This is a genomic window from Streptomyces naganishii JCM 4654, assembly GCF_014650575.1.
In the GTDB taxonomy this organism is placed as follows: domain Bacteria; phylum Actinomycetota; class Actinomycetes; order Streptomycetales; family Streptomycetaceae; genus Streptomyces; species Streptomyces naganishii.
The window spans coordinates 70794-96218 of the sequence record NZ_BMVF01000010.1 but is presented as its reverse complement, the minus strand read 5'-3'; the positions used below and the strand labels follow the sequence as shown (position 1 = coordinate 96218).

The 25425-nt window shown below is 71.5% G+C and carries 27 protein-coding genes, 1 pseudogene and 1 riboswitch; of the genes and pseudogenes, 13 read left to right on the top strand and 15 right to left on the bottom strand.

Annotation, left to right across the window (positions count from 1 at the left end; translation table 11 throughout):
* Positions 1-13: 13 nt before the first annotated feature.
* Positions 14-688: a maleylpyruvate isomerase family mycothiol-dependent enzyme gene (locus tag IE217_RS19730; RefSeq protein WP_190179219.1), complete on the bottom strand. Its 675-nt coding sequence runs from the start codon at positions 686-688 to the stop codon at positions 14-16.
* A 72-nt stretch (positions 689-760) separates the two neighbouring features.
* On the opposite strand from IE217_RS19730, the gene IE217_RS19725 reads away from it, so the two are divergent.
* Entirely contained in the window at positions 761-1414 is a 654-nt protein-coding gene (locus IE217_RS19725) for an HD domain-containing protein (RefSeq protein WP_190179218.1), read from the top strand.
* Between the two features lie 189 nt (positions 1415-1603).
* Positions 1604-2143 (top strand): annotated as a pseudogene (locus IE217_RS19720) (GNAT family N-acetyltransferase); the annotation flags it as partial.
* Here IE217_RS19720 and IE217_RS19715 read toward each other — a convergent pair.
* Both IE217_RS19715 and IE217_RS19710 read right to left on the bottom strand, forming a co-directional pair.
* Positions 2101-2403 (bottom strand): DUF4031 domain-containing protein, encoded by a 303-nt coding sequence (locus tag IE217_RS19715; protein ID WP_190179216.1) that lies wholly within the window; start codon positions 2401-2403, stop codon positions 2101-2103. The pseudogene IE217_RS19720 and the gene IE217_RS19715 overlap by 43 nt on opposite strands.
* The gene (locus IE217_RS19710; protein WP_190179215.1) at positions 2400-2783 is read right to left on the bottom strand and encodes a DUF8819 family protein; all 384 of its coding nucleotides are present in this window, start codon (positions 2781-2783) and stop codon (positions 2400-2402) included. The genes IE217_RS19715 and IE217_RS19710 overlap by 4 nt, the downstream gene beginning before the upstream one ends.
* A gap of 215 nt (positions 2784-2998) precedes the next feature.
* Here IE217_RS19710 and IE217_RS19705 point away from each other — a divergent pair, with 215 nt between their 5' ends.
* On the top strand, positions 2999-4099 hold the full coding sequence (locus IE217_RS19705; protein WP_373298081.1) for a MurR/RpiR family transcriptional regulator: 1101 nt from the start codon (positions 2999-3001) through the stop codon (positions 4097-4099).
* A gap of 166 nt (positions 4100-4265) precedes the next feature.
* Complete coding sequence (gene murQ, locus IE217_RS19700) at positions 4266-5201, top strand: N-acetylmuramic acid 6-phosphate etherase (RefSeq protein ID WP_190179214.1); 936 nt, start codon at positions 4266-4268, stop codon at positions 5199-5201.
* Between the two features lie 73 nt (positions 5202-5274).
* On the opposite strand, the gene IE217_RS19695 is transcribed toward murQ, so the two are convergent.
* Positions 5275-6312 (bottom strand): macro domain-containing protein, encoded by a 1038-nt coding sequence (locus tag IE217_RS19695; protein WP_190179213.1) that lies wholly within the window; start codon positions 6310-6312, stop codon positions 5275-5277.
* Positions 6313-6457: 145 nt separating this feature from the next.
* Between IE217_RS19695 and IE217_RS19690 the strand changes: the two genes are divergently transcribed.
* A complete protein-coding gene (locus IE217_RS19690) occupies positions 6458-9205 on the top strand; it encodes a P-loop NTPase (RefSeq protein WP_190179212.1) in 2748 nt (915 codons plus the stop codon).
* Between the two features lie 115 nt (positions 9206-9320).
* Positions 9321-9905 carry a hypothetical protein gene (locus tag IE217_RS19685; protein WP_190179211.1) on the top strand — a complete coding sequence of 195 codons (585 nt, stop codon included), beginning with the start codon at positions 9321-9323 and terminating at the stop codon, positions 9903-9905.
* 43 nt (positions 9906-9948) lie between these two features.
* On the opposite strand, the gene IE217_RS34750 is transcribed toward IE217_RS19685, so the two are convergent.
* The 4 genes from IE217_RS34750 to IE217_RS19665 form a co-directional block, all read right to left on the bottom strand.
* A complete protein-coding gene (locus tag IE217_RS34750) occupies positions 9949-10194 on the bottom strand; it encodes a hypothetical protein (protein WP_373298074.1) in 246 nt (81 codons plus the stop codon).
* 41 nt (positions 10195-10235) lie between these two features.
* Entirely contained in the window at positions 10236-11369 is a 1134-nt protein-coding gene (locus IE217_RS19675; RefSeq protein ID WP_229865415.1) for an NADH:flavin oxidoreductase, read from the bottom strand.
* 117 nt (positions 11370-11486) lie between these two features.
* Entirely contained in the window at positions 11487-11705 is a 219-nt protein-coding gene (locus IE217_RS19670) for a hypothetical protein (RefSeq protein ID WP_190179209.1), read from the bottom strand.
* Positions 11702-11935 carry a hypothetical protein gene (locus tag IE217_RS19665; protein ID WP_190179208.1) on the bottom strand — a complete coding sequence of 78 codons (234 nt, stop codon included), beginning with the start codon at positions 11933-11935 and terminating at the stop codon, positions 11702-11704. The genes IE217_RS19670 and IE217_RS19665 overlap by 4 nt, the downstream gene beginning before the upstream one ends.
* A 113-nt stretch (positions 11936-12048) precedes the next feature.
* Between IE217_RS19665 and IE217_RS19660 the strand changes: the two genes are divergently transcribed.
* The 5 genes from IE217_RS19660 (at position 12049) to IE217_RS19640 (ending at position 14806) form a co-directional block, all read left to right on the top strand.
* Positions 12049-12891, top strand: a complete 843-nt coding sequence (locus IE217_RS19660; protein ID WP_190179207.1) for a helix-turn-helix domain-containing protein — start codon at positions 12049-12051, stop codon at positions 12889-12891.
* Entirely contained in the window at positions 12872-13093 is a 222-nt protein-coding gene (locus IE217_RS19655) for a DUF397 domain-containing protein (protein WP_190179206.1), read from the top strand. Before IE217_RS19660 ends, IE217_RS19655 begins: the two co-directional genes overlap by 20 nt.
* Before the next feature lie 334 nt (positions 13094-13427).
* Positions 13428-14240 (top strand): hypothetical protein, encoded by an 813-nt coding sequence (locus IE217_RS19650; RefSeq protein ID WP_190179205.1) that lies wholly within the window; start codon positions 13428-13430, stop codon positions 14238-14240.
* 43 nt (positions 14241-14283) lie between these two features.
* A complete protein-coding gene (locus tag IE217_RS19645; protein ID WP_190179204.1) occupies positions 14284-14595 on the top strand; it encodes a type II toxin-antitoxin system Phd/YefM family antitoxin in 312 nt (103 codons plus the stop codon).
* Positions 14588-14806 carry a type II toxin-antitoxin system RelE family toxin gene (locus tag IE217_RS19640; RefSeq protein ID WP_190179203.1) on the top strand — a complete coding sequence of 73 codons (219 nt, stop codon included), beginning with the start codon at positions 14588-14590 and terminating at the stop codon, positions 14804-14806. The genes IE217_RS19645 and IE217_RS19640 overlap by 8 nt, the downstream gene beginning before the upstream one ends.
* Before the next feature lie 104 nt (positions 14807-14910).
* On the opposite strand, the gene groL is transcribed toward IE217_RS19640, so the two are convergent.
* The 4 genes from groL to thrC form a co-directional block, all read right to left on the bottom strand.
* Complete coding sequence (groL, locus tag IE217_RS19635) at positions 14911-16533, bottom strand: chaperonin GroEL (RefSeq protein WP_190179202.1); 1623 nt, start codon at positions 16531-16533, stop codon at positions 14911-14913.
* Between the two features lie 298 nt (positions 16534-16831).
* Positions 16832-17035 (bottom strand): cold-shock protein, encoded by a 204-nt coding sequence (locus IE217_RS19630; protein ID WP_004986573.1) that lies wholly within the window; start codon positions 17033-17035, stop codon positions 16832-16834.
* Between the two features lie 474 nt (positions 17036-17509).
* Positions 17510-17785, bottom strand: coding sequence for a MoaD/ThiS family protein (locus tag IE217_RS19625; protein ID WP_190179201.1), 276 nt, complete (start codon positions 17783-17785; stop codon positions 17510-17512).
* A gap of 121 nt (positions 17786-17906) precedes the next feature.
* Entirely contained in the window at positions 17907-19196 is a 1290-nt protein-coding gene (thrC, locus tag IE217_RS19620) for a threonine synthase (RefSeq protein ID WP_190179200.1), read from the bottom strand.
* Positions 19197-19213: 17 nt separating this feature from the next.
* A riboswitch (SAM riboswitch) is annotated at positions 19214-19365 on the bottom strand.
* Between the two features lie 151 nt (positions 19366-19516).
* On the opposite strand from thrC, the gene IE217_RS19615 reads away from it, so the two are divergent.
* Positions 19517-20461 (top strand): glucosyl-3-phosphoglycerate synthase, encoded by a 945-nt coding sequence (locus IE217_RS19615; RefSeq protein WP_190179199.1) that lies wholly within the window; start codon positions 19517-19519, stop codon positions 20459-20461.
* 163 nt (positions 20462-20624) lie between these two features.
* Positions 20625-22067 (top strand): alpha,alpha-trehalose-phosphate synthase (UDP-forming), encoded by a 1443-nt coding sequence (locus IE217_RS19610; protein WP_190179198.1) that lies wholly within the window; start codon positions 20625-20627, stop codon positions 22065-22067.
* A gap of 677 nt (positions 22068-22744) precedes the next feature.
* Here the strand turns inward: IE217_RS19610 and otsB are convergent.
* Genes otsB through IE217_RS19595 form a run of 3 tightly spaced genes read right to left on the bottom strand, consistent with a single transcriptional unit; the run spans position 22745 to position 25271 of the window.
* A complete protein-coding gene (gene otsB / locus IE217_RS19605; RefSeq protein ID WP_190179197.1) occupies positions 22745-23614 on the bottom strand; it encodes a trehalose-phosphatase in 870 nt (289 codons plus the stop codon).
* Positions 23615-23673: 59 nt separating this feature from the next.
* Entirely contained in the window at positions 23674-23952 is a 279-nt protein-coding gene (locus IE217_RS19600; protein WP_229865435.1) for a DUF3263 domain-containing protein, read from the bottom strand.
* Positions 23953-23999: 47 nt separating this feature from the next.
* Positions 24000-25271 carry an ABC transporter substrate-binding protein gene (locus IE217_RS19595; protein ID WP_444545570.1) on the bottom strand — a complete coding sequence of 424 codons (1272 nt, stop codon included), beginning with the start codon at positions 25269-25271 and terminating at the stop codon, positions 24000-24002.
* Between the last annotated feature and the right edge of the window lie 154 nt (positions 25272-25425).

The window sequence follows — 25425 nt, the reverse complement described above, 5'->3', positions numbered from 1 at the left end:
GTCATCCGAGATGTCACCCGAAGATGTTCAGCTCCCCCTCCCGGGCGCCCGCCAGCTCGTACCCGGACGCGGGCAGCGGGCGCCCCGCGTAGAGCCGTACGAGGGTGGCCGCGTCGCCGATGTAACGCGCCGGCGTGCGCTCCCCGCTGATGTCGCCGAGCCTGAGCGGCTCGTCCATGTCGTCGAGGTCGGCGTGGAGCGGCAGGTGCCCCTTCTCGCGCGTCACCCGTGTCAGCAGGGCGAGCGCGTACGGCAGCCCGTCACCGGCGTACGCCCCCTGCGCGCCGAAGGTCTCGCGTACGTCGCCGGCGTGCACCCACTCGCCGAGGGCGAGCACGTCGAGCACCCCGCCCGCCTTCGCGATGGCCGGGCCGGCCTCGGTCATCCCGCGCTCCAGTTCGTCCACGACGCGGGCGTTGGACCAGTCGGCCCGCTCGGCGATGTCCCGGTCGTTGGACTCCGGTGAGAACACCCCCTTCTCGAACCGGCTCTCCACCACCCGTGTCAGCGCGGCGGAGCAGTGGGCCAGCACGTCCCGTACCGTCCAGCCCGGACACGCGGCGGTCGCCAGCGCGAAGTCCGCGTCCGGCCGCGACCGCAGCAGCGGGATGAGCGCGTCCCGCTCGCTGATGAGCAGCCGCCCGGGGAGCTCGGGGTCCCTTGCCTCTTGCAGGTCAGCAGAAGTCATGGATCCACGCTAGGGGTTGTCCGTTGTCCACAGGGCGGGGCGGTGCCCGCAGGGGAAAGGGACAATGGATCCATGGCCGATCACGTCGATGCCGACGCCCTGCGCTCCCGTTTCACCCGGTGCCTCCTGGGCGCCCGGGGTTCCGCCGAGGGCCCCGACCCGGTGCCGTACGCCGACAATCTGCTCGCCCGCTGGCGGGAGCCGCAGCGGCACTACCACACGCTCACGCACCTGACCGCGGTGCTCGACCACGTGGACGTGCTGGAGAAGTACGCCGACGACGTGGACGTGGTGCGGCTGGCCGCGTGGTTCCACGACGCGGTGTACCTGCCCGAGCGCTCCGAGAACGAGGAGCGCTCGGCCCGGCTCGCCGAGCGGGCGCTGTCCGAGGCGGGAGTGCCGGAGGCGAAGACGGCTCAGGTGGCGCGGCTGGTGCGGCTCACGGTCGGGCACGACCCGGCCGAGGACGACCGGGACGGCCAGGTGCTGTGCGACGCGGACCTCGCGATCCTGGGCGCGCCGCCGTCGGCGTACGCCGCGTACACGGCCGCCGTGCGCGAGGAGTACCACTTCGTGCCGAACGACGCCTTCCGTGAGGGCCGCGCCGCCGTCCTCCGCCAACTCCTCGCCCTCCCCCACCTGTTCCACACCCCCCACGCCCAGCAGCACTGGGAGCCCACGGCCAGGTACAACGTGCGGGCGGAACTGGAAATGCTGACGTCGTGACGCGCCCGGACCAGCGTCGACGGCAGTACCTGCCGGGAAGGATCACGCTCCGCGAGGGAACAGCCCGTCGAACCCCATGTCCGCCTTCCCCAGCCGGCGTCTCGGACCTGTGTCATCGTGTCGGTCGTACCGGACGACACGGGGGCGAAGATGACGTTGAAGCCTGACGGGCACGAGAGCACCCTGCGCATAGGCACCGAACGGCTCACCCTGCAAGGGGTCGGCCCTGCTTCCGCGCGGGATCTGCATCTTGGCGGGGACGGCGGTTTCGAGTGGGTGGACGGCGGGCCCTTCGAGGGGACGCGCAGGGCCTCGGGGATGGTGCTGAAGGCGTACGAGGCCGGCGCGCACCGGCCCGAGTGGGGCGTGTACGTGCTCGTACGACGGGAGGACGGGCGCGCGGTCGGCGCGATGGGCTTCCACGGCCCGCCCGACGAGCACGGCCGGGCCGAGGTCGGCTACGACCTCGCCGAGACGGCCCGCGGCAACGGCTACGCCACCGAGGCGCTGCGCGCGCTGTCGGCGTGGGCACTGGCCCGCGACGACGTGCGGCAGCTGATCGCGACGATCGCGCGGGACAACCTCCCGTCCCAGCGGGTGGTCACCCGGGCCGGGTTCGTACCGATGGGTGAGGACGCGGAGACGGCCGTCGCCCGGGGCAGGGAGCGCGGCGAGGACCTCGTCGTCTACGAGCTGCGCGGCACCCAGGACCACGACGGGTCCGTCTGAGCGCGGCCCTTGGGCCGGCGCAGCCCGGAGACGTGCAGCAGCCGCACCACCTCGCGGCTGCTGACCTCCACCGCACCGGCCGTGACCGCGTCGGCGTAACGGTGGGAGGGCAGGTCGTAGTGGTCGCGCTCGAAGGCGCGCGGCGGCACGCCGAGTGCGGCGGCGAACCGGTGCAGTTCTTCGTACGACACGTCGCTGACCAGGTGGGACCACATGCGGCCGTGACCCGGCCAGGTGGGCGGGTCGATGTAGACCGTCACGAGGACGGCTTCCCGCCCGCCGCGCGGGCCAGCGCGCCCACCGGGGCGACCTTCACCCCGGCCTTGGAGCACACCCAGTGCGGGTCGGGTCCGAGCTCGGGCTCCACGTCCAGCGCGTGCGGGTCGCCGTAGCCGCAGACCGGGCACAGCGGCCAGCGGCCGTACCGCTCCAGGAGCGCGTCCTGTACGTCCTGGGCGACCAGCCCCGCCACGAAGCACGCGCCGTCCGGCCACTGCTCGACCCACCAGCGGCGCTGGGCGACGGATTCCTCCACCAGCGAGACCACGTCGGCCTCGGCGACCTCGCCGGCCATCAGGTCGGCGAGGACCAGGGCGCGGGCGGCGTGCAGGGCCTGCTCCAGGGGGCTGATGGGGTCCATGCCTCCATTGTGCGCACTCTTGACCACACCTCCGCACGGAAAATATCTTTCATGGTGTGACCCAGAACGTGAAGGAAATTTTCGCCGGCTCGGGCACCCAGCCGGTCGGCCACACGCCGCCGACCACCCCAGCCGCCCCGGGCGCCCCGGCCAACCCGGGTGTTCCGGCGGGCGGTGCCGCGGCGCCGGCCGCGCCGGCGGCCCCGCCACGCCCCGTGGCCGCCTCGGGATACCGGGCGCCCGTGGCGCACGCGGCCGCGGCGTCCCAGCGAGCGGGAGGCTCCCGCGTCCCGGGGACGGGGACCCCCTCCGTCTCCCGCCCCCAGTCGGCATCCGGCGCACCCGGCGCCCCGGCGGCCACCCCCGGAGCCGTACCGGCCGGGTCGTCGGCATCACCCGGCGTTTCGGGCGCCGTCGGCGGCGCCGGGGCGCCCGCGCCCGCCGCGCTCGCGGCCAAGGTCCGTACGCTCGCGCCCTCCATGACGCGCTCCATGCAGCGCGTCGCCGAGGCGGTCGCGGGCGACCCGGCCGGCTGCGCTGCCCTGACGGTCACCGGTCTCGCCGAGCTCACCGGCACCAGCGAGGCGACCGTCGTACGCACCGCCCGCCTGCTCGGCTACCCCGGCTACCGCGACCTGCGCCTCGCCCTCGCGGGCCTGGCCGCCCAGCAGCAGTCGGGCCGCGCGCCCGCCATCACCACCGACATCGCGGTGGACGACCCCATCGCCGACGTCGTGGCCAAGCTCGCCTACGACGAGCAGCAGACCCTCGCCGACACCGCCGCCGGACTCGACACCGTGCAGCTCGGCGCGGCCGTCGCCGCGCTGGCCACCGCCCGCCGCACGGACGTGTACGGCATCGGCGCCTCCGGCCTGGTCGCCCAGGACCTCACGCAGAAGCTGCTGCGCATAGGGCTGATAGCCCACGCGCACAGCGACCCGCACCTCGCCGTCACCAACGCGGTCCAGCTCCGCGCCGGTGACGTGGCGATCGCGATCACGCATTCGGGTTCCACCGGGGACGTGATCGAGCCGCTGCGGGTGGCCTTCGAGCGCGGTGCGACCACCGTCGCGATCACCGGCAGGCCCGACGCGCCCGTCACGCAGTACGCCGATCACGTCCTGACCACGTCCACGGCCCGCGAGAGCGAGCTGCGCCCGGCGGCCATGTCCTCGCGGACCAGCCAACTGCTGGTGGTGGACTGCCTGTTCGTTGGGGTGGCGCAGCGGACGTACGAGACGACGGCACCCGCCCTCGCGGCGTCGTACGAGGCGCTGGCCCACCGGCACAGCCCGCGCGGCGGAACGCGGCGCTGACCCGGCCCGTCCTCCAGACCGATCAGCCACCTCGCCCCGCCGGCACCGTCCGGCCCCACGGACACCGCAGGCACCGCACCGCCCCACACCTCCGCAGGCACCGTCCCGCCCCAAATCTCCGCAGGCACCGCATCGCACCGCCCCGCACGAAGAGAGTCGCCCGCCCATGACCTCCACGTCCCCTTACCACCAGCTGCGCGCCGAGCTGGAGTCGCTGACGACCGAGGCGTTCCGGCCGGAGCTGTCGGAGATCGACCGGCTGCCCACGCTGGAGATCGCGCGGCTGATGAACGCCGAGGACACCACCGTGCCCGCCGCCGTGGCCGAGCGGCTGCCGCAGATCGCCGCCGCGATCGACGCGGTGGCCGAGCGGATGGCGCGCGGCGGCCGCCTGCTCTACGCGGGCGCGGGCACGGCGGGCCGGCTCGGTGTGCTGGACGCCTCGGAGTGCCCGCCGACCTTCAACACCGAGCCCTCCCAGGTGATCGGCCTGATCGCGGGCGGCCCGGAGGCGATGGTGACGTCGGTGGAGGGCGCGGAGGACTCGCGGGAGCTGGCGGTCGAGGCACTGGACGCGCTGGGGCTCACGGCCCGGGACACGGTGGTCGGCGTCTCGGCCTCGGGCCGCACCCCGTACGCCGTCGGCGCGGTGGAGCACGCCCGTGCGCGCGGCGCCCTGACGGTCGGCCTGGCCTGCAACACCGGCAGCGCGCTCGCGGCCGCCGCCGAGCACGGCATCGAGGTGGTCGTCGGCCCGGAACTGCTGACCGGCTCCACCCGCCTGAAGGCGGGCACGGCCCAGAAGCTGGTCCTGAACATGATCTCGACGATCACGATGATCCGCCTGGGCAAGACCTACGGGAACCTGATGGTCGACGTGCGCGCCTCCAACGACAAGCTGCGCGCCCGCTCCCGCCGTATCGTCGCCCTGGCCACGGGCGCCCCCGAGGAGGACATCGAGAAGGCCCTGGCCGCCACCGACGGCGAGGTCAAGATCGCCATCCTCACCCTCCTGGCGGACATCGACGCCCCCACGGCCGCCCACCTCCTCACCCACACGGACGGCCACCTGCGGGCAGCCCTGGACCAGGCGAGGGGCTGACGCGCCTCGATGCGCGACGAGGAACGGACGGCCGAGGGACGAAAGGCTCTGCTCGATCTCAGATCTCCGGGCGTCAGGCCAGGTCGGGATCGAGTCCCAGCGCGGCAGCGCACACGGCCGCCTGCACGTCGGTGTAGGCCAGCAAGTAGACGGTTCGCACCCGGGAGGCAGGGTGTGATCTGAAGTACCCGGTCACGGCAGCCGCCAGGGTGTCCGCGGTCTTCCGCAGGTCATTGTTGCCTCCCCCGGTGCCAAGCAGGGGCAGGACAATGGAGCGGAGGCTTTCGCCCTCATCGTTGAGGCGGTCCGTCTCGGCCAGGACGTTGCGGACACAACGCTCCAAGTCGAGCACGGGACGGAAGCCCGAGGCCGGCTCCCCCTCAACGGAAGCCACATGAATGACGCGCTTGACCTGGTGGGTTCTCGCCAGCTCCCCCGGGCCGGTGACCAGGACCTGACCCGGTGCCACCTGAGCCTGCCCTCCCATGCGCTCTGCCAACTCCAGGGCAATGGTGTCGTGGGTGAGGTGTCCCCCGGCGTCCCTCCGGCCGCCGTGGTAACGGATGGCCGCCGAAATGGTCGGGTCATTGATGCGCGACATCTCCATGCGCGTGTTCTCCGTGTTGACCCAGACGTCCACTCCGGAGACATTGACGAGGTTCCCCGTGATCAGCCCCAACCGGTGCCCCCGCGCACCACGCACGGACACCTCGTGTCGCGTGCCGGCCATCAGCTGCCGCGGCGCCGCCGCTCGAGGACGTTCACCGGCCAGCTCCCTGCGCAATTCCGCGTTCTGTCTCTTCAGCCTTTTGATCTCCGCCGCCAGCTCGTCCCGGTCCCGGGTCTTCGACAGCCAGGTGAAGGACGCCAGCAGGAAGAACGCCGCGAACGCCGCGGCCCCGCCGAGGCTGAACCCCAGGGCTCGCCCCTCGGCGGTCGAGTCGGGGAACGCCGAGAACAGGAACAAGGCTCCCGCCAGGGCGTACAGCAGCGCCGAGGGAAGCTGCAGAGCGTACTGGCGGCCCATCCGAGCGGATCCCGACACCCATATCTGAAGCCCGACCCCGACGAGAATGAGCAGGGCGGTCGCACCTATCAGCAGCGGGCTCACCGGCGCTGTCTCTCCTTCCCCGGCTTTGCCGCAGTTGCCTTGTCGGCTTCCCGCCGGCCAGGGGGCGACAGCCGTCCGTGACCTCTCCAGAGAATAGTTGACGAAACGTCACCTAGCCGCGCACTCATGGTGCTTACATCTTCACATGAACCCCATCGACTTCGGTGACCTCTTCGACCTGAGAATCCGCCTGGACGTGCTCGCACAGGAGGCGGACCGCCGCCTGGTCACCGTTTTCGGTTCGGGCATCAGCAACGCGGTGCTCCCGGGAGTCCCGGAACTGACAGAGCTGTTCCGTGAGCACGTACCGCGCGCCGGCCGAGCACGGTTCGACGCCACCCTCGACGGGCTGCCCGACCCGGGGCTCAAGTATCAGAACGCGGCGGCCATTCTGACCAAGCAGGCTGGTGAGCCGAGGGTGATGCGCGCCATCCGGACCGCCGTACTCCGCGCGTGCGTCAAAGTCCCGGCCGAGGATGTGGCCAAGGTCGCCCAGGACGAAGACCAGTGCCGGGCACTCGTCCGCGACCTCGATGCCTGGACGATTCCGAGAGGTTACGAACAGTTCGCCCAGTTCTTCGCCTCATTGCCCGGCCGGATGCGTGGTCCGGTCATCACCACCAACTTCGACCCTCTGATCGAGATAGCGCTGACCAAAGCCGGGGTGAGTGCCGTGCCGATCCCGGTTCCGACCGACTCCGCGCCCACACCCGACCAACTGCGGGAGGCAACGACTCACCCCGTCCTCCATATCCATGGCTACTGGACCGGCCCCGCGACAAGCAACGTTCCCTCCCGCATCACCGCGGACCGGCCTCAGCTCGACAGTGTGCTGCAGCAGTTGCTCACCAACTCCGTCGTGCTCGTCGTCGGTTACAGCGGATGGCTGGACGGGTTCATGAAGAGCCTGCGCACCCGTGTGCTCAATGAAGCGGACCTGCTGCAGGCAGAGGTTCTCTGGGCCGCCTACGAATCGAACGCGACGGACGCGATCGGCGACGGCGTCCTCGGCCAACTGGTGGGAGCGCCGGGTTTCACCCTTTATCTCGGAGTCGACGGGCACGAGCTCTTCGGCGGCGACCTCGCTGCCGACGACACGGCGGCGCAGGAGGAAGCCTCCCCGTTCGGCTATTCGAGAGTCTCCGGCCGGGTCGCCGACACCACGTACCAGGCCGCCCCCTTCGCGGACGGGCGTCGGCCGGACTGGGCGGACGCGGAGCCGGGCCGATGGCCGGTGCTGTCCTCCACACGCACTTTGGAGGAGGAGCTGGTCAAGTGTCTGGACAGTGGTGGTGGCAGTGGCGTCGTCGCGATCGGTCCGCTCGGCGAGGGCAAGTCGCTGGCCATACGTCAGGTGGCCGTGGCCCTGGCTTCCTCCCGGCCGGAGTGGTCGGTGCTGTGGCGCGAGCCCGGCGCGCCACCCCTCACTCAAGCCTGGCTCGAGGAGGTGCGCAGCACATCGGAACGCACCCTGATCTGCGTCGACGAAGCTGATCTGATCATGGACGAGCTGGTAGCCACCCAACCGCACTGGGGGAAGCCCGGCTCAGGATTCGCGCTCCTGCTCGCCAGCCACGACCGTCTGTGGTGGCAAGGCTCAGGAAACTACCTCCAGCAGTGCGTCACCCCGGTGATCTTCCACGGCATCACGGCCGAGGACGCCGTGGGCATAGCGACCGCCTGGCAGTCCATGGGTCTGCTGCCCGCTGCCCTGAGCAGTGCCGAACAAGCAGCCGAGCGTCTTGCCGCGTCAGCCGGTGCCATGGCGACTCGTACCAACACACTGTTCGGGGCGGTGCTCGATGTGCGGTATGGAGCCGATCTCGGTCACCGCGTCGAGGATCTGCTGCGTAAGCTCCGGGACATCGATCTGACCGACACCGTGACTCTGGGAGACGTCTTCGCCGGCATCTGTGTCATGCAGGACACCCTCGACCGGGACGGGAACAAGGGCATGGGTGCCAGCCGCTCCGTGATCGCCGAAATGGTCGGCAAGGGCGAGGTGTTCGCGGACGGCAAGATCCTGCGGATCCTCGGCAGGGAGGCCGCGGTCACCTTCGCGGGTGACCGCGTCTACTCCCGCCATCCGTCCATCGCGCATGCCGTCGTGGAGTTGCTCCACCGCGACGGCTCCGCCCAGAAGGTCTACACACTGGTGGGCAGGGCCGGTGGTGCCCTCAGGGCGCAGAACGCCAGCGAGATCGACGGGTTCCGCGAGGCCTACCTGCTCTCGCGCCACCTTCCGGTTCCCCATGCCGTATGGGCGGCCACGGGGGCCGTCGAGGGTACGGGTGCACTGCTCGAATCACGGGTCAGTCTGCTGCGTGCCCTACGGACGGAGGGGGGCGAGCGGGCCGTGAAGTACGCCCGTGACCTGGCCAAGCATGTACACGACTACCGCGACTCCCGCGCCGCCCTCAGAGGCTTCCTCGTGGAGTTCTCCAACTGCATGCGCGACGAGGGGCACGCCCAGACTGCCGCCGGGCTCGCCGCTCTCGCGCTGGACGACAGGGTCGGCTTCCGGCTCGATGGGAGCCGGGCGGGGTACGCGCTGGTGAGCCTGGCGAAGTCGGCCCTGAAACTGAATGCCCAGACCAATATGACAGGGACGGGTGACGCGGCGGGGATTTCGTATGTCCTGCTGGAACGCATCCGTGGTGAGGACGAGGCGGATCGGTTCCTGGGTTCGGTTCGCACCCGCACTTCCTTGGACGAGTTCCGGAGCCAGAGCGCTGTCAAGCTCTGCGGTGGGCTCGCCTCCACGATGGGTGCAGCCGCAAGATCGGCCGAGCGGGAGACAGAGGTGCGCCTCGCCTTGGAGGACCGCCTGTCGTTCGAGACGCTGCGGCGGATGGCCGAAGGTCCCGGCCGACGGGCGGGCGCCGCCCACTGAGCGACGATGGAGGGTACCCGCGGCGTCGGCTGAAGGCGATGTGGTCTCCTGAACGGAGGACCGCTCCCCAGCACCCGCTGATTCGTAGCAACGACCGACCGCTTGGACCCACGTCATGAACCACGCCCAGCTGACCGCCCTCGGCCGGGCTCTCCGTCTGCTCGGGGAGCACGGGGAGAACCTGGCCGCCGACACGCCCGACGCCAAGTTGCACGAGGTCAAGGCGGATCTGAAGCGTGCGCTCGATCTGCTGGACGAGACCGTGACCACGGCCGCGCCCGCGACGCGCTGCCGGGAGCACCCGCAGGGGCCCGTGGACGAGAGCGCGCCTGATCTGTGCCTGCTCTGCGAGACCCGGCGGCGGAGCGCTCGGCGCTCGGAGGTCGACGGGGCGTACGCCGCGTACGCCCCGCCCGCCGCCGAGCCCGCCGACCGCGCGCCCTCGCGCTACGGCGTGCGCGGGGACCGGCCGCAGCCCCAGCAGCGCTGGCTGCCGGAGCTGTGGAACGGGCGGGAGTGGCAGCTGTGCGGGACCCCGCGCCGGGACCGGCGCGAGGCCGAGCTCTACATCAGCGCCCAGCGCCGGGCGCCCCGCGCCGCGATGGCCTACCGGCTCGTGCACGAGTTCACGGACTACGAGGTCGTACGGGTCTGGGGCAACCCGGTGCGGGTGGACATCGAGCCGATGGGCGGCCTGTAGGGCGCGGGCCGCGCCTCCCCGAGCCGCCTCCCCGGGCCGCCGCCTAAGCCTGCTTCTCCTCGGCACCGAGTACGGCAGGCTCCTCCGCACCCGCACCCGCACCCATACCCGAACCCGCACCCATACCCGCCTCCGCCGTCACCGGCTCGCCCAGCGCCGCCGCCCCCCGCTGCCGCGGGACGAAGGCCGCGACCAGGAAGCCGAGCAGCGCGGCGCCCGCGCCGACCGCGAGGACCGTGCGGAAGCCGTCCTCGGAGGGCAGGATGTAGGAGCCGAACCCGGTGGTCATGTGGGCGAGCACCACACCGGCCACCGGGACTCTCGAGGGACTCAGGTCAGCCGGGTCATGGACGCAGCGTCGTACGGCTCCAGCTCACCGAAGCGGCCGCCGAGCACCTTCGCCGCCCACTCGGGGTCCTGGAGCAGCGCGCGCCCGACCGCCACCAGGTCGAACTCGTCGCGCTCCATGCGGTCCAGCAGGTTGTCCAGGTTGCCGAGCGCCGCGCCCTCGCCCTGGAACGCCTTGATGAAGTCGCCGTTCAGCCCCACCGAGCCGACGGTGATGACCGGCTTGCCGGTGAGCTTCTTCGTCCAGCCCGCGAGGTTGAGGTCCGAGCCCTCGAACTCCGGGAGCCAGTAGCGGCGCGTGGAGGCGTGGAAGACGTCGACGCCGGCCGCCGCGAGCGGGGTCAGGATCGCCTCCAGCTCCTCCGGGGTCTCGGCGAGCCGAGCGTCGTACGCCTCCTGCTTCCACTGCGAGTAGCGGAAGATCACCGGGAACTCGGGCGAGACGGCCGCGCGCACCGCCGCCACGATCTCGGCGGCGAACTTCGTACGGGCCACCGGGTCGCCGCCGTAGCCGTCGGTACGGCGGTTGGTGCCCGCCCACAGGAACTGGTCGAGCAGGTAGCCGTGGGCGCCGTGCAGCTCGACGCCGTCGAAGCCGATGCGCTCGGCCGCCGCGGCCGCCTCCGCGAAGGCGGCGACGACGTCGTCGACGTCCTGCTGCGTCATCGCCTTGCCGGTGACCTCGGACTCGCCGATGCGCAGCCCGGAGGGGCCGACGGGCGGCGCCTCGTGGAAGGGCGGCCGGCCCGGCTTGCGGACCATGCCGATGTGCCACAGCTGCGGGACGATCGTGCCGCCCGCCGCGTGCACCGCCTCGGCGACCTTCGCCCAGCCCGCGAGCTGCTCCTCGCCGTGGAACCGCGGCACCCGGCTGCTCTCACCGGCCGAGTCGTGCCCCACGTACGTGCCCTCGGTGACGATCAGGCCCACGCCCGCGGCGGCCCGGCGGGCGTAGTACGACAGCACGTCCTCGCCCGGAACGCCGCCCGGCGAGAACATGCGGGTCATCGGCGCCATGACGATCCGGTTGGGAACGGTCAGGCCGTTGAGGGCGACGGGACGCGACAGGACTTGCGCCGCGCGGGAGGCGGCTGACTCGGAGGCGGTGACGGTCACGGTGGGGGTCTCCTCGGCGAAGCGGTTGGATACCAAATGGTATGTGCACGCGCATGCACTGCGCATCGGCATCAACTGTGCGGTGCGCCACGCCATTCCCGAGCCGCCGGCCCGTCTTCACGGCAGCCGCGCCTCGCGGTTGAGCCGCCGCACCCGTTCCCGCAGCACCTCGCCCGGCGCCGCCTCCGCCAGCTCCCCCGGCGGACAGTCCCACTCCCGCCCGCCGCCCACCGGCCGCAACTGCACGTGTCCTCCCTCGCGGCCCATCACCTCACCGATGCGTCCGTCCCTCACGTCGACGGCGTACGCGCCGATCGCGGGCGTCTCACCGCTCATACGTCACCGCCGCCGCGCGCCTCGAGGGCGGCGGCAAGCCGCGAGGCCACGCCGAGGTTGCACCGCCCGAGGTCGACCAGGGCGTACGGGTCGCCGTGCGCGCCCGTCACCGGGTCCACCCGCAGCGACGGCAGGACGATCCCCGCCTCGTGCAGTGCGGCCCGCAGCCGCTCCACCGCCTCCGGCGCCGTCCGAGCGGGCGGCCGGTCACTCTTCGTCGTCTCCGTCAACGTCGTTCCCTCCACGCTGAGTGTTCGCGTTCACCACACAGCGTATCCGACGTGCCCCTAACCTGGCCAGTAGCGGCGTACCAACAACCACTCCTGTGTGACAGGGAGTTGCCATGCCAGGTCCGAAGGACCTCGATCCGTCCTCCTCACCGCGCGCCCTGCTCGGCGCCGAACTCCGCCACGCCCGCGAGAGAAAGGGCCTCAGCCAGGCCGACCTCGGCGAACCCCTCTTCGTCAGCGGCTCGTTCATCGGCCAGCTGGAGGCGGGCACGCGGCGCATGCACGTGGAACTCGCCGTCCAACTGGACGAGATCCTCGGCACCAACGGCTTCTTCACCCGCAACTGCACGGCCCTGGCGAGGTCGCGCTACCCCGACCACTTCGCGGAAGCGGCGGAGGCGGAGGCGGTCGCCACGGCGATCAGGGAGTACGCCCAGCTTCTGATCCCGGGCCTGTTGCAGACCAGCGCCTACGCGGAGGCGGTGTTCCGCGCCTACAAACCGACCGCGCCGGACACCGAGATCGCGGAACTGGTGACGGCCCGGCTCCAACGGGCGTGCCTGCTCGACGATCCAACAACCCCGCTGTTGTGGGCGATCCTCGACGAGGCGGTACTGCGCCGACCGGTCGGCGGCGGCCCCGTGATGTCCGAGGCCCTGGACCACGTGGCCGAACTGGCCCGCGGACACCGGGTCATCGTGCAGGTCCTTCCCTTCGCCGCCGGGGCGCACGCGGCGCTGACAGGCCCCCTCAAGCTCATGGACTTCGAGGACGCGCCCTCCCTGTCCTTCGTCGAGGGCCCGGACATGGGAAAGCTGCTGGACGACCCGGCGACGGTCAAGCGTCACACCCTGACGTTCAACCTCCTTCAAGCCTCGGCACATTCGCCTCAAGACTCCCTGGCCCTGATCGAGTCGGTGGCGCAGGATTACGGGCATGGAGAAGAGCACCCGTGAGTACGACCTGACGTGGGCCGGCTGGCACAAGTCCAGCTACAGCGGCGGCGAGGGCGGCAACTGCCTGGAAATGGCCCACATCCAGGGCATCCTCATCCCCGTGATCCGCGACTCCAAGACCCCCCTCGGCCCGAAGCTCACGTTCCGAACGGAGGCGTGGTCGGCGTTCGTCGGCGGCGTACGGCGTACACGGCTGCGGTGACCGTCAGGAGGCATACGCCTCCGCCGACTGCGGCTCGGTTGATCACCTTCGCTGGTCGGCGTTGCCCCGAGGCTCAAGCGGCGAGCTTCGAGCTCTCTTTTCAAGGAATGGGGGGTGGGTTCAACCCGCCCTCCCTCCCCGCGTGTTGACTTGACGCGACCGATTTGCCACGCACAGTCACGAGGGGCTAGCGTGCCCGCATAACGAACAGCCCCCGCCCGGTGCGCCAACACCTGCGGGGGCTTGACCTACGAGATCGAAGAGGAAGTTCGATCCCATGGCTGACGCCCAGTTTAGTGCCGCCCTCCCGTCCGCGCACGCCGCTCCGCACCCGATGGCCAATCCGGGTTACGGCAAGCGTTCCGCGCCGGGACAACTTCCCCGCGCCAACCACGACTTCGTGCACCTGCCGCCCCGTGAGGCGGCCATCGCCGCGTACGTCGACCGGCTTCCCGAGGGCGCCGACATCTCCGTGAAAACACTGGCCAGGACGCTCCCGTACGGGCAGTGCGCGCTGCGTACCGCGCTCAACAACCTGCACCGGGCAGGGCACTTGCGCCGGGGGCGCGAGCAGGTGGCGGTGAACGGCCCGGGCGGGGGCGGTTCTCGCTGGATCACCCGATCGTGGTGGTCCCGTACGGCGCGCGACGACGAGTGGTGGGCGGCGTTCACGCGCGGCTGCGTACCGGAGGAGGCGCCGCCGGAACGCGCCCGGCCCACCCGGTCCCGCGCTCACATCCTGCTCGCCGCGCTCGGCCGTACGGCCCCGGCGCTGTCGCTCTCCGAGGCCGACTGCGCGCACCTCGCGCCGCTGGTGGCGGAGTGGTTCGCGCGCGGGGCCACCGAGGAGGCCGTGGTCGCCGCGCTGACCGCCGGCCTGCCCACGCCGGTGCACCATCCCGCGGCCCTGCTGCGCCGCCGCCTGACCGGCAAACTCCCCCCGGCTCCCCCACCACGCCGCCGTGTACTGGAGTGCGCCGAGTGCGGTGTGCCCGGCAGCCCCGGGGCCCTGCCGGGCGGCCTCTGCACCGCGTGCGGAGGCCTACGCCTGTCGGCTCACGCCGGCGCACCCTTGCCCCCGGCCACCGTCCACGCCTACGCCGCCCAGGTCCGGGGAGCCATGACCACCCACAGACAGAAGCCCTGACATGAACCAACCGTCCACACTCGCAGGTGTGTACAGTTTTGACATGGAGACGTATCCACTTGTGGAAGCCCGCAACCAACTCGGCCAGCTGGTGGGGCGGGTCCGGCACGGCCAGGAGCACATCCTGATCACGGAGTACGGGAAGCCCGCGGCCGCGCTCATCCCCATAAGCGAGCTGGAGGAGCTTCAGCGGCTGCGCGACGAGGCGGACATCGCCGAAGCAAGGGCTCGCGAGTCCGCGCCCACCGGGCCCGCGGTGTCGCACGACGAATTCATGGCTCAGCTCGAGGAAGAAGATCGCAGGGGGTCACTTCGTGACCTACGCGGTGGTGTGGGAGCACCACGCCATGAATGAATTCAGGTGGCTGCGCGCGATCGACCCCGTGGGCGCCAAGGCCTGCGCCGCCGCTGTACGCGAGCTCGCCGAGGAGCCCCGCCCGGAGGCAGCGCACGCCTTGGGCAGCTCCGGGTATTACCGGTTGCCTGTGGGGGCTTGGAGGGTGCTCTACCGGCCGGACGGGGGCACTGTCACCGTTCATGTGCTCAAGGTCGGCCGGACGGCCTGAGCCGGGTGCGGGCGGGAACGGCCGAGGGCGGCACCCCCTGCCTGAGCAGGGGGTGCCGCCCTCGGTACGTGACGGACGGGTCCGATCCTGGGGTTGTCCCGGGATCAGAAGTCCATGTCGCCGCCCGGCATGCCGCCGCCGGCCGGGGCCGCGGACTTCTCCGGCTTGTCGGCGATGACGGCCTCGGTGGTGAGGAACAGCGCGGCGATGGAGGCGGCGTTCTGCAGCGCGGAACGGGTCACCTTCGCCGGGTCGATGATGCCCTCGGCGATCATGTCGACGTACTCGCCGGTGGCGGCGTTCAGACCGTGGCCGACGGCCAGGTTGCGCACCTTCTCCACGACGACGCCGCCCTCGAGACCACCGTTGACGGCGATCTGCTTCAGCGGGGCCTCCAGGGCGAGCTTCACGGCGTTGGCACCGGTCGCCTCGTCACCCTCGAGCTCCAGCTTCTCGAAGACCTGGGAGGCCTGGAGCAGGGCCACGCCACCACCGGCGACGATGCCCTCCTCGACGGCCGCCTTGGCGTTGCGCACGGCGTCCTCGATGCGGTGCTTGCGCTCCTTGAGCTCCACCTCGGTGGCGGCGCCGGCCTTGATGACCGCGACACCGCCGGCGAGCTTCGCCAGGCGCTCCTGCAGCTTCTCGCGGTCGTAGTCGGAGTCGCTGTTCTCGATCTCGGCGCGGATCTGGTTCACGCGGCCCGCGACCTGGTCGGCCGAGCCGGCGCCGTCGACGATGGTGGTCTCGTCCTTGGTGATGACGACCTTGCGGGCGCGGCCCAGGAGGTCCAGGGTCGCGTTCTCCAGCTTGAGGCCGACCTCCTCGGAGATGACCTCGCCGCCCGTGAGGATGGCGATGTCGCCGAGCATGGCCTTGCGGCGGTCGCCGAAGCCCGGGGCCTTGACGGCGACGGACTTGAAGGTGCCGCGGATCTTGTTGACGACCAGGGTCGACAGGGCCTCGCCCTCGACGTCCTCGGCGATGATCAGCAGCGGCTTGCCCGACTGCATGACCTTCTCCAGCAGCGGGAGCAGGTCCTTGACGGAGGAGATCTTGGAGTTCGCGATGAGGATGTACGGGTCCTCGAGCGACGCCTCCATGCGCTCCATGTCGGTGGCGAAGTACGCGGAGATGTAACCCTTGTCGAAGCGCATGCCCTCGGTGAGCTCGAGCTCCAGACCGAAGGTCTGCGACTCCTCGACGGTGATGACGCCTTCCTTGCCGACCTTGTCCATGGCCTCGGCGATGAGCTCGCCGATCTGGGTGTCGGCGGCGGAGATGGAGGCGGTGGAGGCGATCTGCTCCTTGGTCTCGACCTCCTTGGCCTGGTCGAGCAGGGCGGCGGAGACGGCCTCGACGGCCTTCTCGATACCGCGCTTGAGAGCCATCGGGTTGGCGCCGGCCGCCACGTTGCGCAGGCCCTCGCGGACCAGGGCCTGGGCGAGCACGGTCGCGGTGGTCGTACCGTCACCGGCGACGTCGTCCGTCTTCTTGGCGACTTCCTTGACCAGCTCGGCGCCGATCTTCTCGTACGGGTCCTCGAGCTCGATCTCCTTGGCGATGGAGACACCGTCGTTGGTGATCGTGGGGGCGCCCCACTTCTTCTCGAGGACGACGTTGCGGCCCTTGGGGCCGAGGGTCACCTTGACGGCGTCCGCGAGCTGGTTCATGCCGCGCTCGAGGCCTCGCCGCGCCTCCTCGTCGAACGCGATGATCTTGGCCATGTGAAGTGGTCCCTCCAGGACTGGGGGTGATTCCTTCGGACCGCGCCCGCGCCCGCGACGGACGGCTCGCCGGCCTCGTGGTTCCTTGCCCCACCTGGCCCGCGGGCCTCACCGACCCGGTCCTTCGTTGTCACTCTCACCTTCAGAGTGCTAACGCCAATGATTAGCACTCGACCCCCGAGAGTGCAAGCGCCCACGGAGCGGACCGCGCGCGCTGGGAGCGCACGCCGAGGGGCCCGCACCCCGGTTGGAGTGCGGGCCCCTCGAAGAAGAAGATCGCTTGCGGTGGTCGCGCGGATCAGGCCGTGACGCGGACCATGTCGGCCTGCGGGCCCTTCTGGCCCTGCGAGATCTCGAACTCGACCCGCTGGCCCTCTTCCAGCGTGCGGTAGCCGTCCATCTGGATCGCGCTGTAGTGGACGAAGACGTCCGCACCACCGTCGACCGCGATGAAGCCGTACCCCTTCTCCGCGTTGAACCACTTGACGGTGCCCTGAGCCATGCCTAACTCCCCTATTACTGGCCCTTGCACAGATCCACACTTCGCGGACCCGGGTCAGACCTCACCCCCCGTGGAATGGGGGCGTGCGCCGGAACGCGTCGACCGCGGCTGAATGTATCTGTCCAACTGCCGTCTGCAACAGGTCAATCGGACGAGAATTCTGGACGCGTCCGGTCCGGAATGTGGTGAGAATTCGCCCGAATTCAGGGCAAGTCGGGCCCCATAAACAAGACAAATGCCGCAGAAAAGGCACGCACTTTGGCTACTTCTTGTCGGGCCTGCGGCACGAATCCGGGGTCCGCGCCCTGTAGATCAGGGCCGCGTTCCCCAACTGTACCGCGCTCAATCACGCAGAATTGCCCCCTCCGCTTCTCTCACGGAGGGGGCAATTCGGTGAACTCTGCGTGGTGGGCGTTACCGAAGGTAATGGTGAGGGGTGACGGCCCACGCGCGCGGGCGGCCCGCCGGCCCCGCTCAGCCGCCGGCGACCGCCGGGATGATCGAGACGCCCGCGCCGTCCGGGGTGGCGGTCTCCAGGCCCTGCTCGAAGCGGACGTCGTCGTCGTTGACGTAGACGTTGACGAAGCGGCGCAGCTTGCCCTGGTCGTCCAGGACGCGGGCGGCGATGCCGGTGTGGTTCTTCTCCAGGTCGGAGATGACCTCGGAGAGCGTCGCGCCCTCGGCGCTCACCTCAGCCTGCCCGCCGGTGTAGGTGCGCAGGATGGTCGGGATGCGAACGGTCACGCTCATGCGGTGAAACCTCCGGTCGGGTGCTCTGGGACGGCGGGGCGGACTGCGGGCCGGGCGGCGAGGCGGACGGCGGGCCGGACTGCGGAACGGGCGGCGGCGGGCCGGTCGGCGGGGCGGCTCGTCATGCGAGGCCGGCCTCTCGGAAGGAGTCCAGGGTGGGGCGGATCGTCGCGGTCAGGCCGGTGCCGGCCACCGCGTCCAGCGTCTTGAGGCCGTCGCCGGTGTTGAGGACGACCGTGGTGAGCGACGGGTCCAGGACGCCGTCCTCGATCAGCTTCCTCGTCACGCCGACCGTCACGCCGCCCGCCGTCTCCGCGAAGATGCCCTCGGTGCGGGCCAGCAGCTTGATCGCCTCGACGACCTGCTCGTCGGTAACGTCCTCCACGGCGCCGCCGGTGCGGCGGGCGATGTCGAGGACGTAGGGGCCGTCGGCCGGGTTGCCGATGGCGAGGGACTTGGCGATGGTGTCCGGCTTCTGCGGGCGGACCACGTCGTGGCCGGCCTTGAAGGCGGTGGACACCGGCGAGCAGCCCTTGGCCTGGGCGCCGAAGATCCTGTACGGCCGGTCCTCGACCAGGCCGAGCCTGATGAGCTCCTGAAGTCCCTTGTCGACCTTGGTCAGTTGGGAGCCGGAAGCGATCGGCACGACGATCTGGTCGGGCAGCCGCCAGCCGAGTTGCTCGCAGATCTCGTACGCCAGCGTCTTGGAGCCCTCGGCGTAGTACGGCCGCAGGTTGACGTTGACGAAGCCCCAGCCCTCGCCGGCCGGGTCGCCGATCAGCTCGGAGCAGAAACGGTTCACGTCGTCGTAGTTGCCCTCGATGCCGACGAGTTCGCCGCCGTAGATCGCGGCCATGACGACCTTGCCCTGCTCCAGGTCGTGCGGGATGAACACGCACGAGCGCAGGCCCGCGCGGGCGGCCGCGGCGCCCACCGCGCCAGCCAGGTTGCCGGTGGAGGAGCAGGACAGGGTGGTGAAGCCGAACGCGCGCGCCGCCTCGAGCGCCTGCGCGACCACGCGGTCCTTGAAGGAGTGCGTCGGGTTCCCGGAGTCGTCCTTGACGAAGAGCTTGCCGGGCTCGACGCCGAGCTCGCCGGCGAGGTGGTCGGCCTGGACGAGCTTGGTCCAGCCCGGGTTGAGGTTCGGCTTCTCCGCCACGTCGGCGGGGACGGGGAGCAGCGGGGCGTACCGCCAGATGTTCGCGGGGCCGGCCTCGATCCGCTTGCGCAGCTCCTCGGTGTCGTAGGCCGAGAAGTCGTAGGCGATCTCCAGCGGGCCGAAACACTCCTCGCAGGCGAAGACCGGGCCGAGCGGGACGCGGTGGCCGCACTCGCGACAGCTCAGCGCGGCGGCGGGTCCGAGGTCGACGGCGGAAGAGTCGGTGCTGGTGACAACTGTCTGCACAGCCATGGAGGCGAGGCCCTTTCTCCTCATCTTCCTCACGACGCATCTCGCCGTGAGACGGATTTGGCACCTTCCCTAGCCGGGAGCCTCGCGGGCGATCGTTGATCTACGAGAACCGGCTGGAGGGTTGCCGGGGCTTCATCGGGCCGTGTCCCTCTGCCCCTCTGGATGAGCGGTATGTAGTTGTGAGCGCGCCGCCGACCCCGACATGCGATGGTCACCGGCGTTGTTCAAGACTGTAACCGAAGGCCAGGACAGTTGAGATAGTCGTCCGAACCGCGAGACACCGCCGGGCAACCGCCGGACAACAGTGAGGAGCGCTGACCGTGCTGGAAGAAGTCGAGCGCTGGCTGGCCACCCGCTCCTGGTCCGTGACCGACCGTCCGCTGCACAAGATCCTCGCCGCCAAGCAGCGCACGGGCCAGTCCGTCTCCGTCGTGCTGCCCGCGCTCAACGAGGAGGAGACGGTCGGCGACATCGTCGCGAAGATCCGCCACGACCTCGTGGAGCGGGCGCCGCTCGTCGACGAGATCGTGGTCGTCGACTCCGGCTCCACCGACCGCACCTCCGCGGTCGCCGCCGCCGCGGGCGCGCGGGTCGTTCACCGGGACGAGATCCTGCCCCGCCTCCCCGCCGTCCCCGGAAAGGGCGAGGTGCTGTGGCGCTCGCTGCTCGTCACGCGCGGGGACGTGATCTGTTTCGTCGACGCCGATCTCAGGGACTTCTCCTCCGACTTCGTCACCGGCATCGTGGGGCCGCTGCTCACCGAGCCCGACGTGCAGCTGGTCAAGGCGATGTACGACCGTCCGCTCGGCGGGGCGGCCGGGCAGGGCGGGCGGGTCACCGAGCTGATGGCGCGGCCGCTGCTCAACATGCACTGGCCGCGGCTGGCCGGCTTCGTGCAGCCGCTCGGCGGCGAGTACGCGGCCCGGCGCTCGCTGCTGGAGCAGCTGCCGTTCCCGGTCGGCTACGGCGTGGAGCTGGGCATGCTCGTGGACGCGCTGCACCTGGTGGGGCTGGACGCCCTCGCGCAGGTCGACGTCGGCGTGCGCAGGCACCGGCACCAGGACGGGCAGGCGCTCGGCCGGATGGCCGCCGCCATCTACCGCACCGCGCAGCTGCGCCTGGCCCGCGGCCATCTGATCCGCCCGCTGCTGACCCAGTTCGAGCGGGGGGAGGACGGCTTCGAGCCGCGCACCCACTCGGTGGACACCGAGGAGCGGCCGCCGATGACGGAGATCGCGGAGTACGCGGCCCGCAGGGTGGCGTGACCCGAGAGGCGGCGTGAGCCCGCGAGGCGGCGTGAGCCCGCGAGGCGGCGTGAGCCCGCGAGGCGGCGCGAAGTGGCGTGAATGCCCGGGGCGGTCGTATACGGCCGTCTACGAAGCGGAACCGTACGTTTGAGCGTTTGAGGGCCGGGCTAGGTTGAGGACCATGGTCTCAACGCACGGTGCCGAGGTGCTGGTCGCGTCCAATCGCGGCCCGGTTTCGTACGAAGTGCGCGAGGACGGCTCGCTGCACGCGAAACGCGGGGGCGGAGGGCTGGTCTCCGGGCTGTCCGCGATCGGCCCGGACGCGGGCGCCGTCTGGGTGTGCGCCGCTCTGGGCGACGCCGACCGGGAGGCGGTGCGCCGCTTCGAGGGCGGGCGTCGGCTGCCGTCGGAGGCGACCGGCGGGCAGCAGGTGCGGATGCTGGACATCGACGCGGAGGTGTTCGCCGACGCGTACAACGGCATCGCGAACTCGGTGCTGTGGTTCGTCCACCACATGCTGTACCAGACGCCGCTGGAGCCCGTCTTCGACGCGGAGTTCCGCCGCCAGTGGCGGTCCTACGAGGCGTACAACCGGGCGTTCGCGCAGGCGCTGGCGGAGGAGGCGGCCGAGGGCGCGGCGGTGCTGGTGCAGGACTACCACCTGACGCTGGTGCCCGGCATGCTGCGCGACTTCCGGCCGGATCTGCGGATCGGGCACTTCTCGCACACGCCGTGGGCGCCGGCGGACTACTTCCGGATGCTGCCCGACGACATCGCCGGACAGGTGCTGCGCGGCATGCTGGGCGCGGACCGGCTGGGTTTCCTCACCCAGCGGTGGGCGGACGCCTTCGCCGGATGCTGCGAGGCGCTGGTGGGCGGGCTCGGCGGCACGCGGGTGGGGGTGCACGGGCTGGGCGCGGACGCGGACTTCCTGCGGGAGCGGTCGCACCGGTCGGACGTCTTCGAGCGGATGGCGGCGCTGCGCGAGGAGATCGGCGCGGGGCCGGACGGCGGGCCGCGCCGGACGATCGTGCGGGTGGACCGCACGGAGCTGTCCAAGAACATCGTGCGGGGGCTGCTCGCCTACCGGCGGCTGCTCGAGGACTTCCCGCAGTGGCGGGAGCGGGTGGTGCACGTCGCGTTCGCCTACCCCTCGCGGCAGGACCTCGCGGTGTACCGGGAGTACACCGCCGAGGTGCGCAGGCTGGCCGAGGAGATCAACGAGCGGTACGGGACGCCCGGGTGGACGCCGGTCGTGCTCCACGTCAAGGACGACTTCGCGCGCTCGCTGGCGGCGTACCGGATCGCTGACGTCGCCCTGGTCAACCCCATCCGGGACGGGATGAACCTGGTCGCCAAGGAGGTCCCGGTCGTCTCCGACGCGGGCTGCGCGCTGGTGCTGTCGCGGGAGGCGGGGGCGTACGAGGAGCTGGGCGACGACTCGATCGTGATCAACCCCTACGACGTGGTCGCCACGGCCCGGGCCCTCCACGAGGCCCTCAGCATGCCGGGCCCCGAACGAGCGGAACGGGCCAAGCGCCTGGCCGACGCGGCGACCGCCCTCCCGCCGACCCAGTGGTTCCTGGACCAACTCTCGGCCCTGCGCCCGGACGTGACCGACTGACCCACCGGACTCCGACCGGGCCGGCTGACCCACCGGGCTCCGACCGGACCGGCTGACCCGCCGGACTCCGACCGGACCTGCGCACCCGCCGAGCTCCGACCGGACCGGCTGACCCGCCGGACTCCGACTGGACCCGCGCACCCGCCGAGGTCCGACCGGGCCTCCTGAGCCGACGGCAGTCGGCCGGGCGCCGGGCGGACCGCCGGGCGCGCCGATCAGGCCCGGCCAGCCCGCCGGCGCCCCCTCCGGATCCGCCCGGCCGGCCCCCCGGCCCTCCCCGGCCACTCGGCTGCCGTGGGCAGCGCGGACCGTCCCCCGGTCCCGGCTGCGGCCCCCTGAGCCGACGGCAGTCGGCCGGACCTGCTTACCCGCCGGACTCCGACCGGACCCACCCGCCGAGGTCCGACCGGGCCTGGGCGCACCCGCCTGGCTCCGACCGGGCCTGCCGAGCCGGCGGCAGTCCGGCCGGGCGCCGGGCGGACCGCGGACCGCCGGGCGCGCCGATCAGGCCCGGCAGCCGCGCCGACGCCCCCTCCGGATCCGCCCGGCCGGCCCCCCGGCCCCTCCCCGGCCACTCGGCTGCCGTGGGCAGCGCGGACCGTCCCCCGGTCCCGGCTGCGGCCCCCGTTCGCCCTCCAGCCGGGGCAGGCGGCCTTCCGGCGGCGGTCCGGGGCGGCTTACGGGAGCCGGGCGGCCAGGGCGGACAGCAGGCGGACCACTCCGGACGGGCCGTTCACCACCAGGTCGGCGCGTTCCGAGAGTTCCGTGACCTCCGTGCTGCCGCTGCAGACGAGGACGCCCGGTACTCCGTCCGAGCGGAGTTTCTCGACGGCTGTGAAGGCGGGGAGGTCGCCGAGGTCGTCGCCCGCGTAGAGGACCGAGGCGGCGCCGCGGTCGCGGACGTAGTCGGAGAGGGCGACGCCCTTGTCCATGCCCGGAGGGCGCAGTTCGAGGACCATGCGGCCGGGTTCGACGATCAGGCCGTGGCGGCGGGCCAGGTCGGCGAGGGGCTCGCGCAGGAGGTCGAAGGCGGCCTGCGGGTCCTCGGCGCGGCGGGTGTGGACGGCCAGGGAACGGCCCTTCTCCTCGATCCAGGTGCCCTGCCAGGCCCCGGCCCGGTCCAGGACGCCCGGCAGTTCGGCCCGCACGGCGGCGACGCCGGGGTGCGGGGCCGGGGCGGTGACGGTGCCGGTGGCCGCGTCCCACCGCTCGGCGCCGTAGTGGCCGAGGACGACGAGGTGCTCCAGGCCGGGCACGCCCGCGAAGCCGCCGTTGCGCACCGCGACACCGGCCGGGCGCCCGGTGACCACGGCGACGGAGGCCACCTTCGGCGCGAGCGCGGCCAGGGCCGGCACGGCGTCCGGGTGGGCGCGGGCCTGGTCGGGGTCGGCGACGATCGGCGCGAGCGTCCCGTCGAAGTCGAGCGCGATCACCGCACGCTCCGGCCGTGCCAGTATCGCGGCCAGCCCGTCCCGCCCGGCCTGGGTGGCGGGCACCGGCAGGGGGGCGTCGGGGTGGTCCGTCGAGTTCAAGTGATGGCTGCCCATACGCCGAACCTATCCACCCCGGGCCCTGCGCACTCCTCGACCCGGCCGCCCGCCGGGGCTCAGCGCTCCGACCGGCGCGAGTCCCTCACCCGGCGCAGGCGGTTGACGGTCACCGGGTCGTGGGCGAGGGCGCGGGTGTCGTCCAGGAGGGCGTTCAGGAGCTGGTAGTAGCGGACGGGGGACAGGCCGAGCTCCTCGCGTATCGCGCGCTCCTTGGCGCCAGGGCCGGGGAAGCCGCGGCGCTCCAGGGCGAGGATGTCCCGCTCGCGTCGGTCCAGCCCCGCCGCCGGGCTCCCGCCGGCCGGGGTGCCGGTGGCGCCCGCCTCGTCCGCGTCCATGTCCATACCGGCACCGTAACCCCCGCCGCCGACACCGGCCGGGGCGGCTACTTCGCGTTCTCCGCGCTGTCCGCCGCGGTCGCCGTGGCCTGGAGCTGTCCGAGGACCGCGGCGGGGCTGCCGTCGGGGGCGACGGCCCGGCCGATCTGCTTCTTCACGTCCGCGCTGACCTGCGCCCACGAGGTCTTGCCGACCGGGTAGAGCTGGGCGAGCGGCAGCTCGGAGAGGAAGGGCCGCAGGGCCTTGTCCTGCTCGGCGGCGTCCATCGCCTCGGAGGCGGAGCCGGTCACGGGCAGCAGGTCGTACTCGCGGGAGAAGGCGAGGACGTTCTTCTCGCTGTAGACGAAGTCGAGGAAGTCGCCGATCTGCTCCCGGTGGCCGCTCTTCTTGAACGCCATCATCCAGTCGGCCACGCCCATGGTCGACTTCGGCGTACCGTTTCTGCCCGGCATCGGCACCATGCCGAACTTCACGCCCTTCTTGTCGGCCTGCTGCATCAGCGTGGGATGGCCGTTGAGCATGCCCACCTCACCGTTGGCGAAGGCGTCGAAGGCGTCCGCCCGGTTGAGCCTGCCCGGCGCGACCGGCCCGGTCAGCCCCTTGCCCACCAGCTCGTCGCGCAGCCAGGTGAAGGTCTCGACGTTCTGCGGGGAGTCGATCGTGTACGTGCCGATGTCGTCGGTGTAGCCGGACCCGCCGCCGAGCAGCCACTGCATGGTCTCGGCCTGCGCCTCCTCCGGGCCGAGCGGCAGCGCGTACGGGTACTTCACGCCCCGGGCCTTCAGCGCGGCCGCGTCGGCGGCGAGCTCGGCCCAGGTCGTGGGCGGGGTGAGGTTCGCCTTGGCGAAGAGGGTCTTGTTGTAGAAGAGCACGCGCGTGGAGGCGGCGAACGGGATGCCGTACTGCACGTGCCGCAGCTGCCCGGCCTCGGAGAGCTGGCCGAGGAAGTCGGCCTGGACCGGGATGGAGAGCACGTCGTCGGCCTTGTAGAGCAGTCCCTTGGCGGCGTAGTCGGCGTAGGCGCCGATCTGCGCCATGTCCGGCGGGTCGCCGGCGTCGGCCATCTGCTTGACCTTGCGGTCGACGTCGTTCCAGGAGTAGACGCTGACCTGCACCTTCACACCCGGGTGGGCGCTCTCGTACTCCTGGGCCAGCCGGTCCCAGTACTTCTTGGAGCTGTTGGCGGCCGAGTCGCCGTAGTCGGCGGCGACGAGTCTGAGGGTGACACCGGAGGAGCCGGTGCTCCCGCAGCCGCCGAGGATTGCTGTCATGCCCATGGCAATCGTTAGAGCGATCATTCCTGTCCTGCGCCGCTGCACTGCCTGTACGCCCCAACCCGTCGTCGGCTCGCCGAACGGACCCGCACGGGAGCGAAGCCCTGTGCTGCCGCAAGGCGAAGACTTCCAAAACGTCAGCCATAAGGTCTACACCACGCGAGTGGACTAGACCTCTTGTGGGTGTAAGCGTCACACT

Excerpts from the sequence above, each read along its gene's own strand:
- IE217_RS19625 (WP_190179201.1), bottom strand. The coding sequence starts at position 17,785 with ATGAGCGTGACCGTTCGCATCCCGACCATCCTGCGCACCTACACCGGC.
- IE217_RS19685 (WP_190179211.1), top strand. The coding sequence starts at position 9,321 with ATGAACCACGCCCAGCTGACCGCCCTCGGCCGGGCTCTCCGTCTGCTC.
- IE217_RS19600 (WP_229865435.1), bottom strand. The coding sequence starts at position 23,952 with ATGGACGCGGACGAGGCGGGCGCCACCGGCACCCCGGCCGGCGGGAGC.
- IE217_RS19610 (WP_190179198.1), top strand. The coding sequence starts at position 20,625 with ATGGTCTCAACGCACGGTGCCGAGGTGCTGGTCGCGTCCAATCGCGGC.
- groL (WP_190179202.1), bottom strand. The coding sequence starts at position 16,533 with ATGGCCAAGATCATCGCGTTCGACGAGGAGGCGCGGCGAGGCCTCGAG.
- IE217_RS19660 (WP_190179207.1), top strand. The coding sequence starts at position 12,049 with ATGCCAGGTCCGAAGGACCTCGATCCGTCCTCCTCACCGCGCGCCCTG.
- IE217_RS19655 (WP_190179206.1), top strand. The coding sequence starts at position 12,872 with ATGGAGAAGAGCACCCGTGAGTACGACCTGACGTGGGCCGGCTGGCAC.
- IE217_RS19725 (WP_190179218.1), top strand. The coding sequence starts at position 761 with ATGGCCGATCACGTCGATGCCGACGCCCTGCGCTCCCGTTTCACCCGG.
- murQ (WP_190179214.1), top strand. The coding sequence starts at position 4,266 with ATGACCTCCACGTCCCCTTACCACCAGCTGCGCGCCGAGCTGGAGTCG.
- IE217_RS19650 (WP_190179205.1), top strand. The coding sequence starts at position 13,428 with ATGGCCAATCCGGGTTACGGCAAGCGTTCCGCGCCGGGACAACTTCCC.
- otsB (WP_190179197.1), bottom strand. The coding sequence starts at position 23,614 with ATGGGCAGCCATCACTTGAACTCGACGGACCACCCCGACGCCCCCCTG.
- IE217_RS19710 (WP_190179215.1), bottom strand. The coding sequence starts at position 2,783 with ATGGACCCCATCAGCCCCCTGGAGCAGGCCCTGCACGCCGCCCGCGCC.
- thrC (WP_190179200.1), bottom strand. The coding sequence starts at position 19,196 with ATGGCTGTGCAGACAGTTGTCACCAGCACCGACTCTTCCGCCGTCGAC.
- IE217_RS19670 (WP_190179209.1), bottom strand. The coding sequence starts at position 11,705 with ATGAGCGGTGAGACGCCCGCGATCGGCGCGTACGCCGTCGACGTGAGG.
- IE217_RS19640 (WP_190179203.1), top strand. The coding sequence starts at position 14,588 with ATGAATGAATTCAGGTGGCTGCGCGCGATCGACCCCGTGGGCGCCAAG.
- IE217_RS19730 (WP_190179219.1), bottom strand. The coding sequence starts at position 688 with ATGACTTCTGCTGACCTGCAAGAGGCAAGGGACCCCGAGCTCCCCGGG.
- IE217_RS34750 (WP_373298074.1), bottom strand. The coding sequence starts at position 10,194 with ATGACCACCGGGTTCGGCTCCTACATCCTGCCCTCCGAGGACGGCTTC.
- IE217_RS19645 (WP_190179204.1), top strand. The coding sequence starts at position 14,284 with ATGGAGACGTATCCACTTGTGGAAGCCCGCAACCAACTCGGCCAGCTG.
- IE217_RS19690 (WP_190179212.1), top strand. The coding sequence starts at position 6,458 with ATGAACCCCATCGACTTCGGTGACCTCTTCGACCTGAGAATCCGCCTG.
- IE217_RS19630 (WP_004986573.1), bottom strand. The coding sequence starts at position 17,035 with ATGGCTCAGGGCACCGTCAAGTGGTTCAACGCGGAGAAGGGGTACGGC.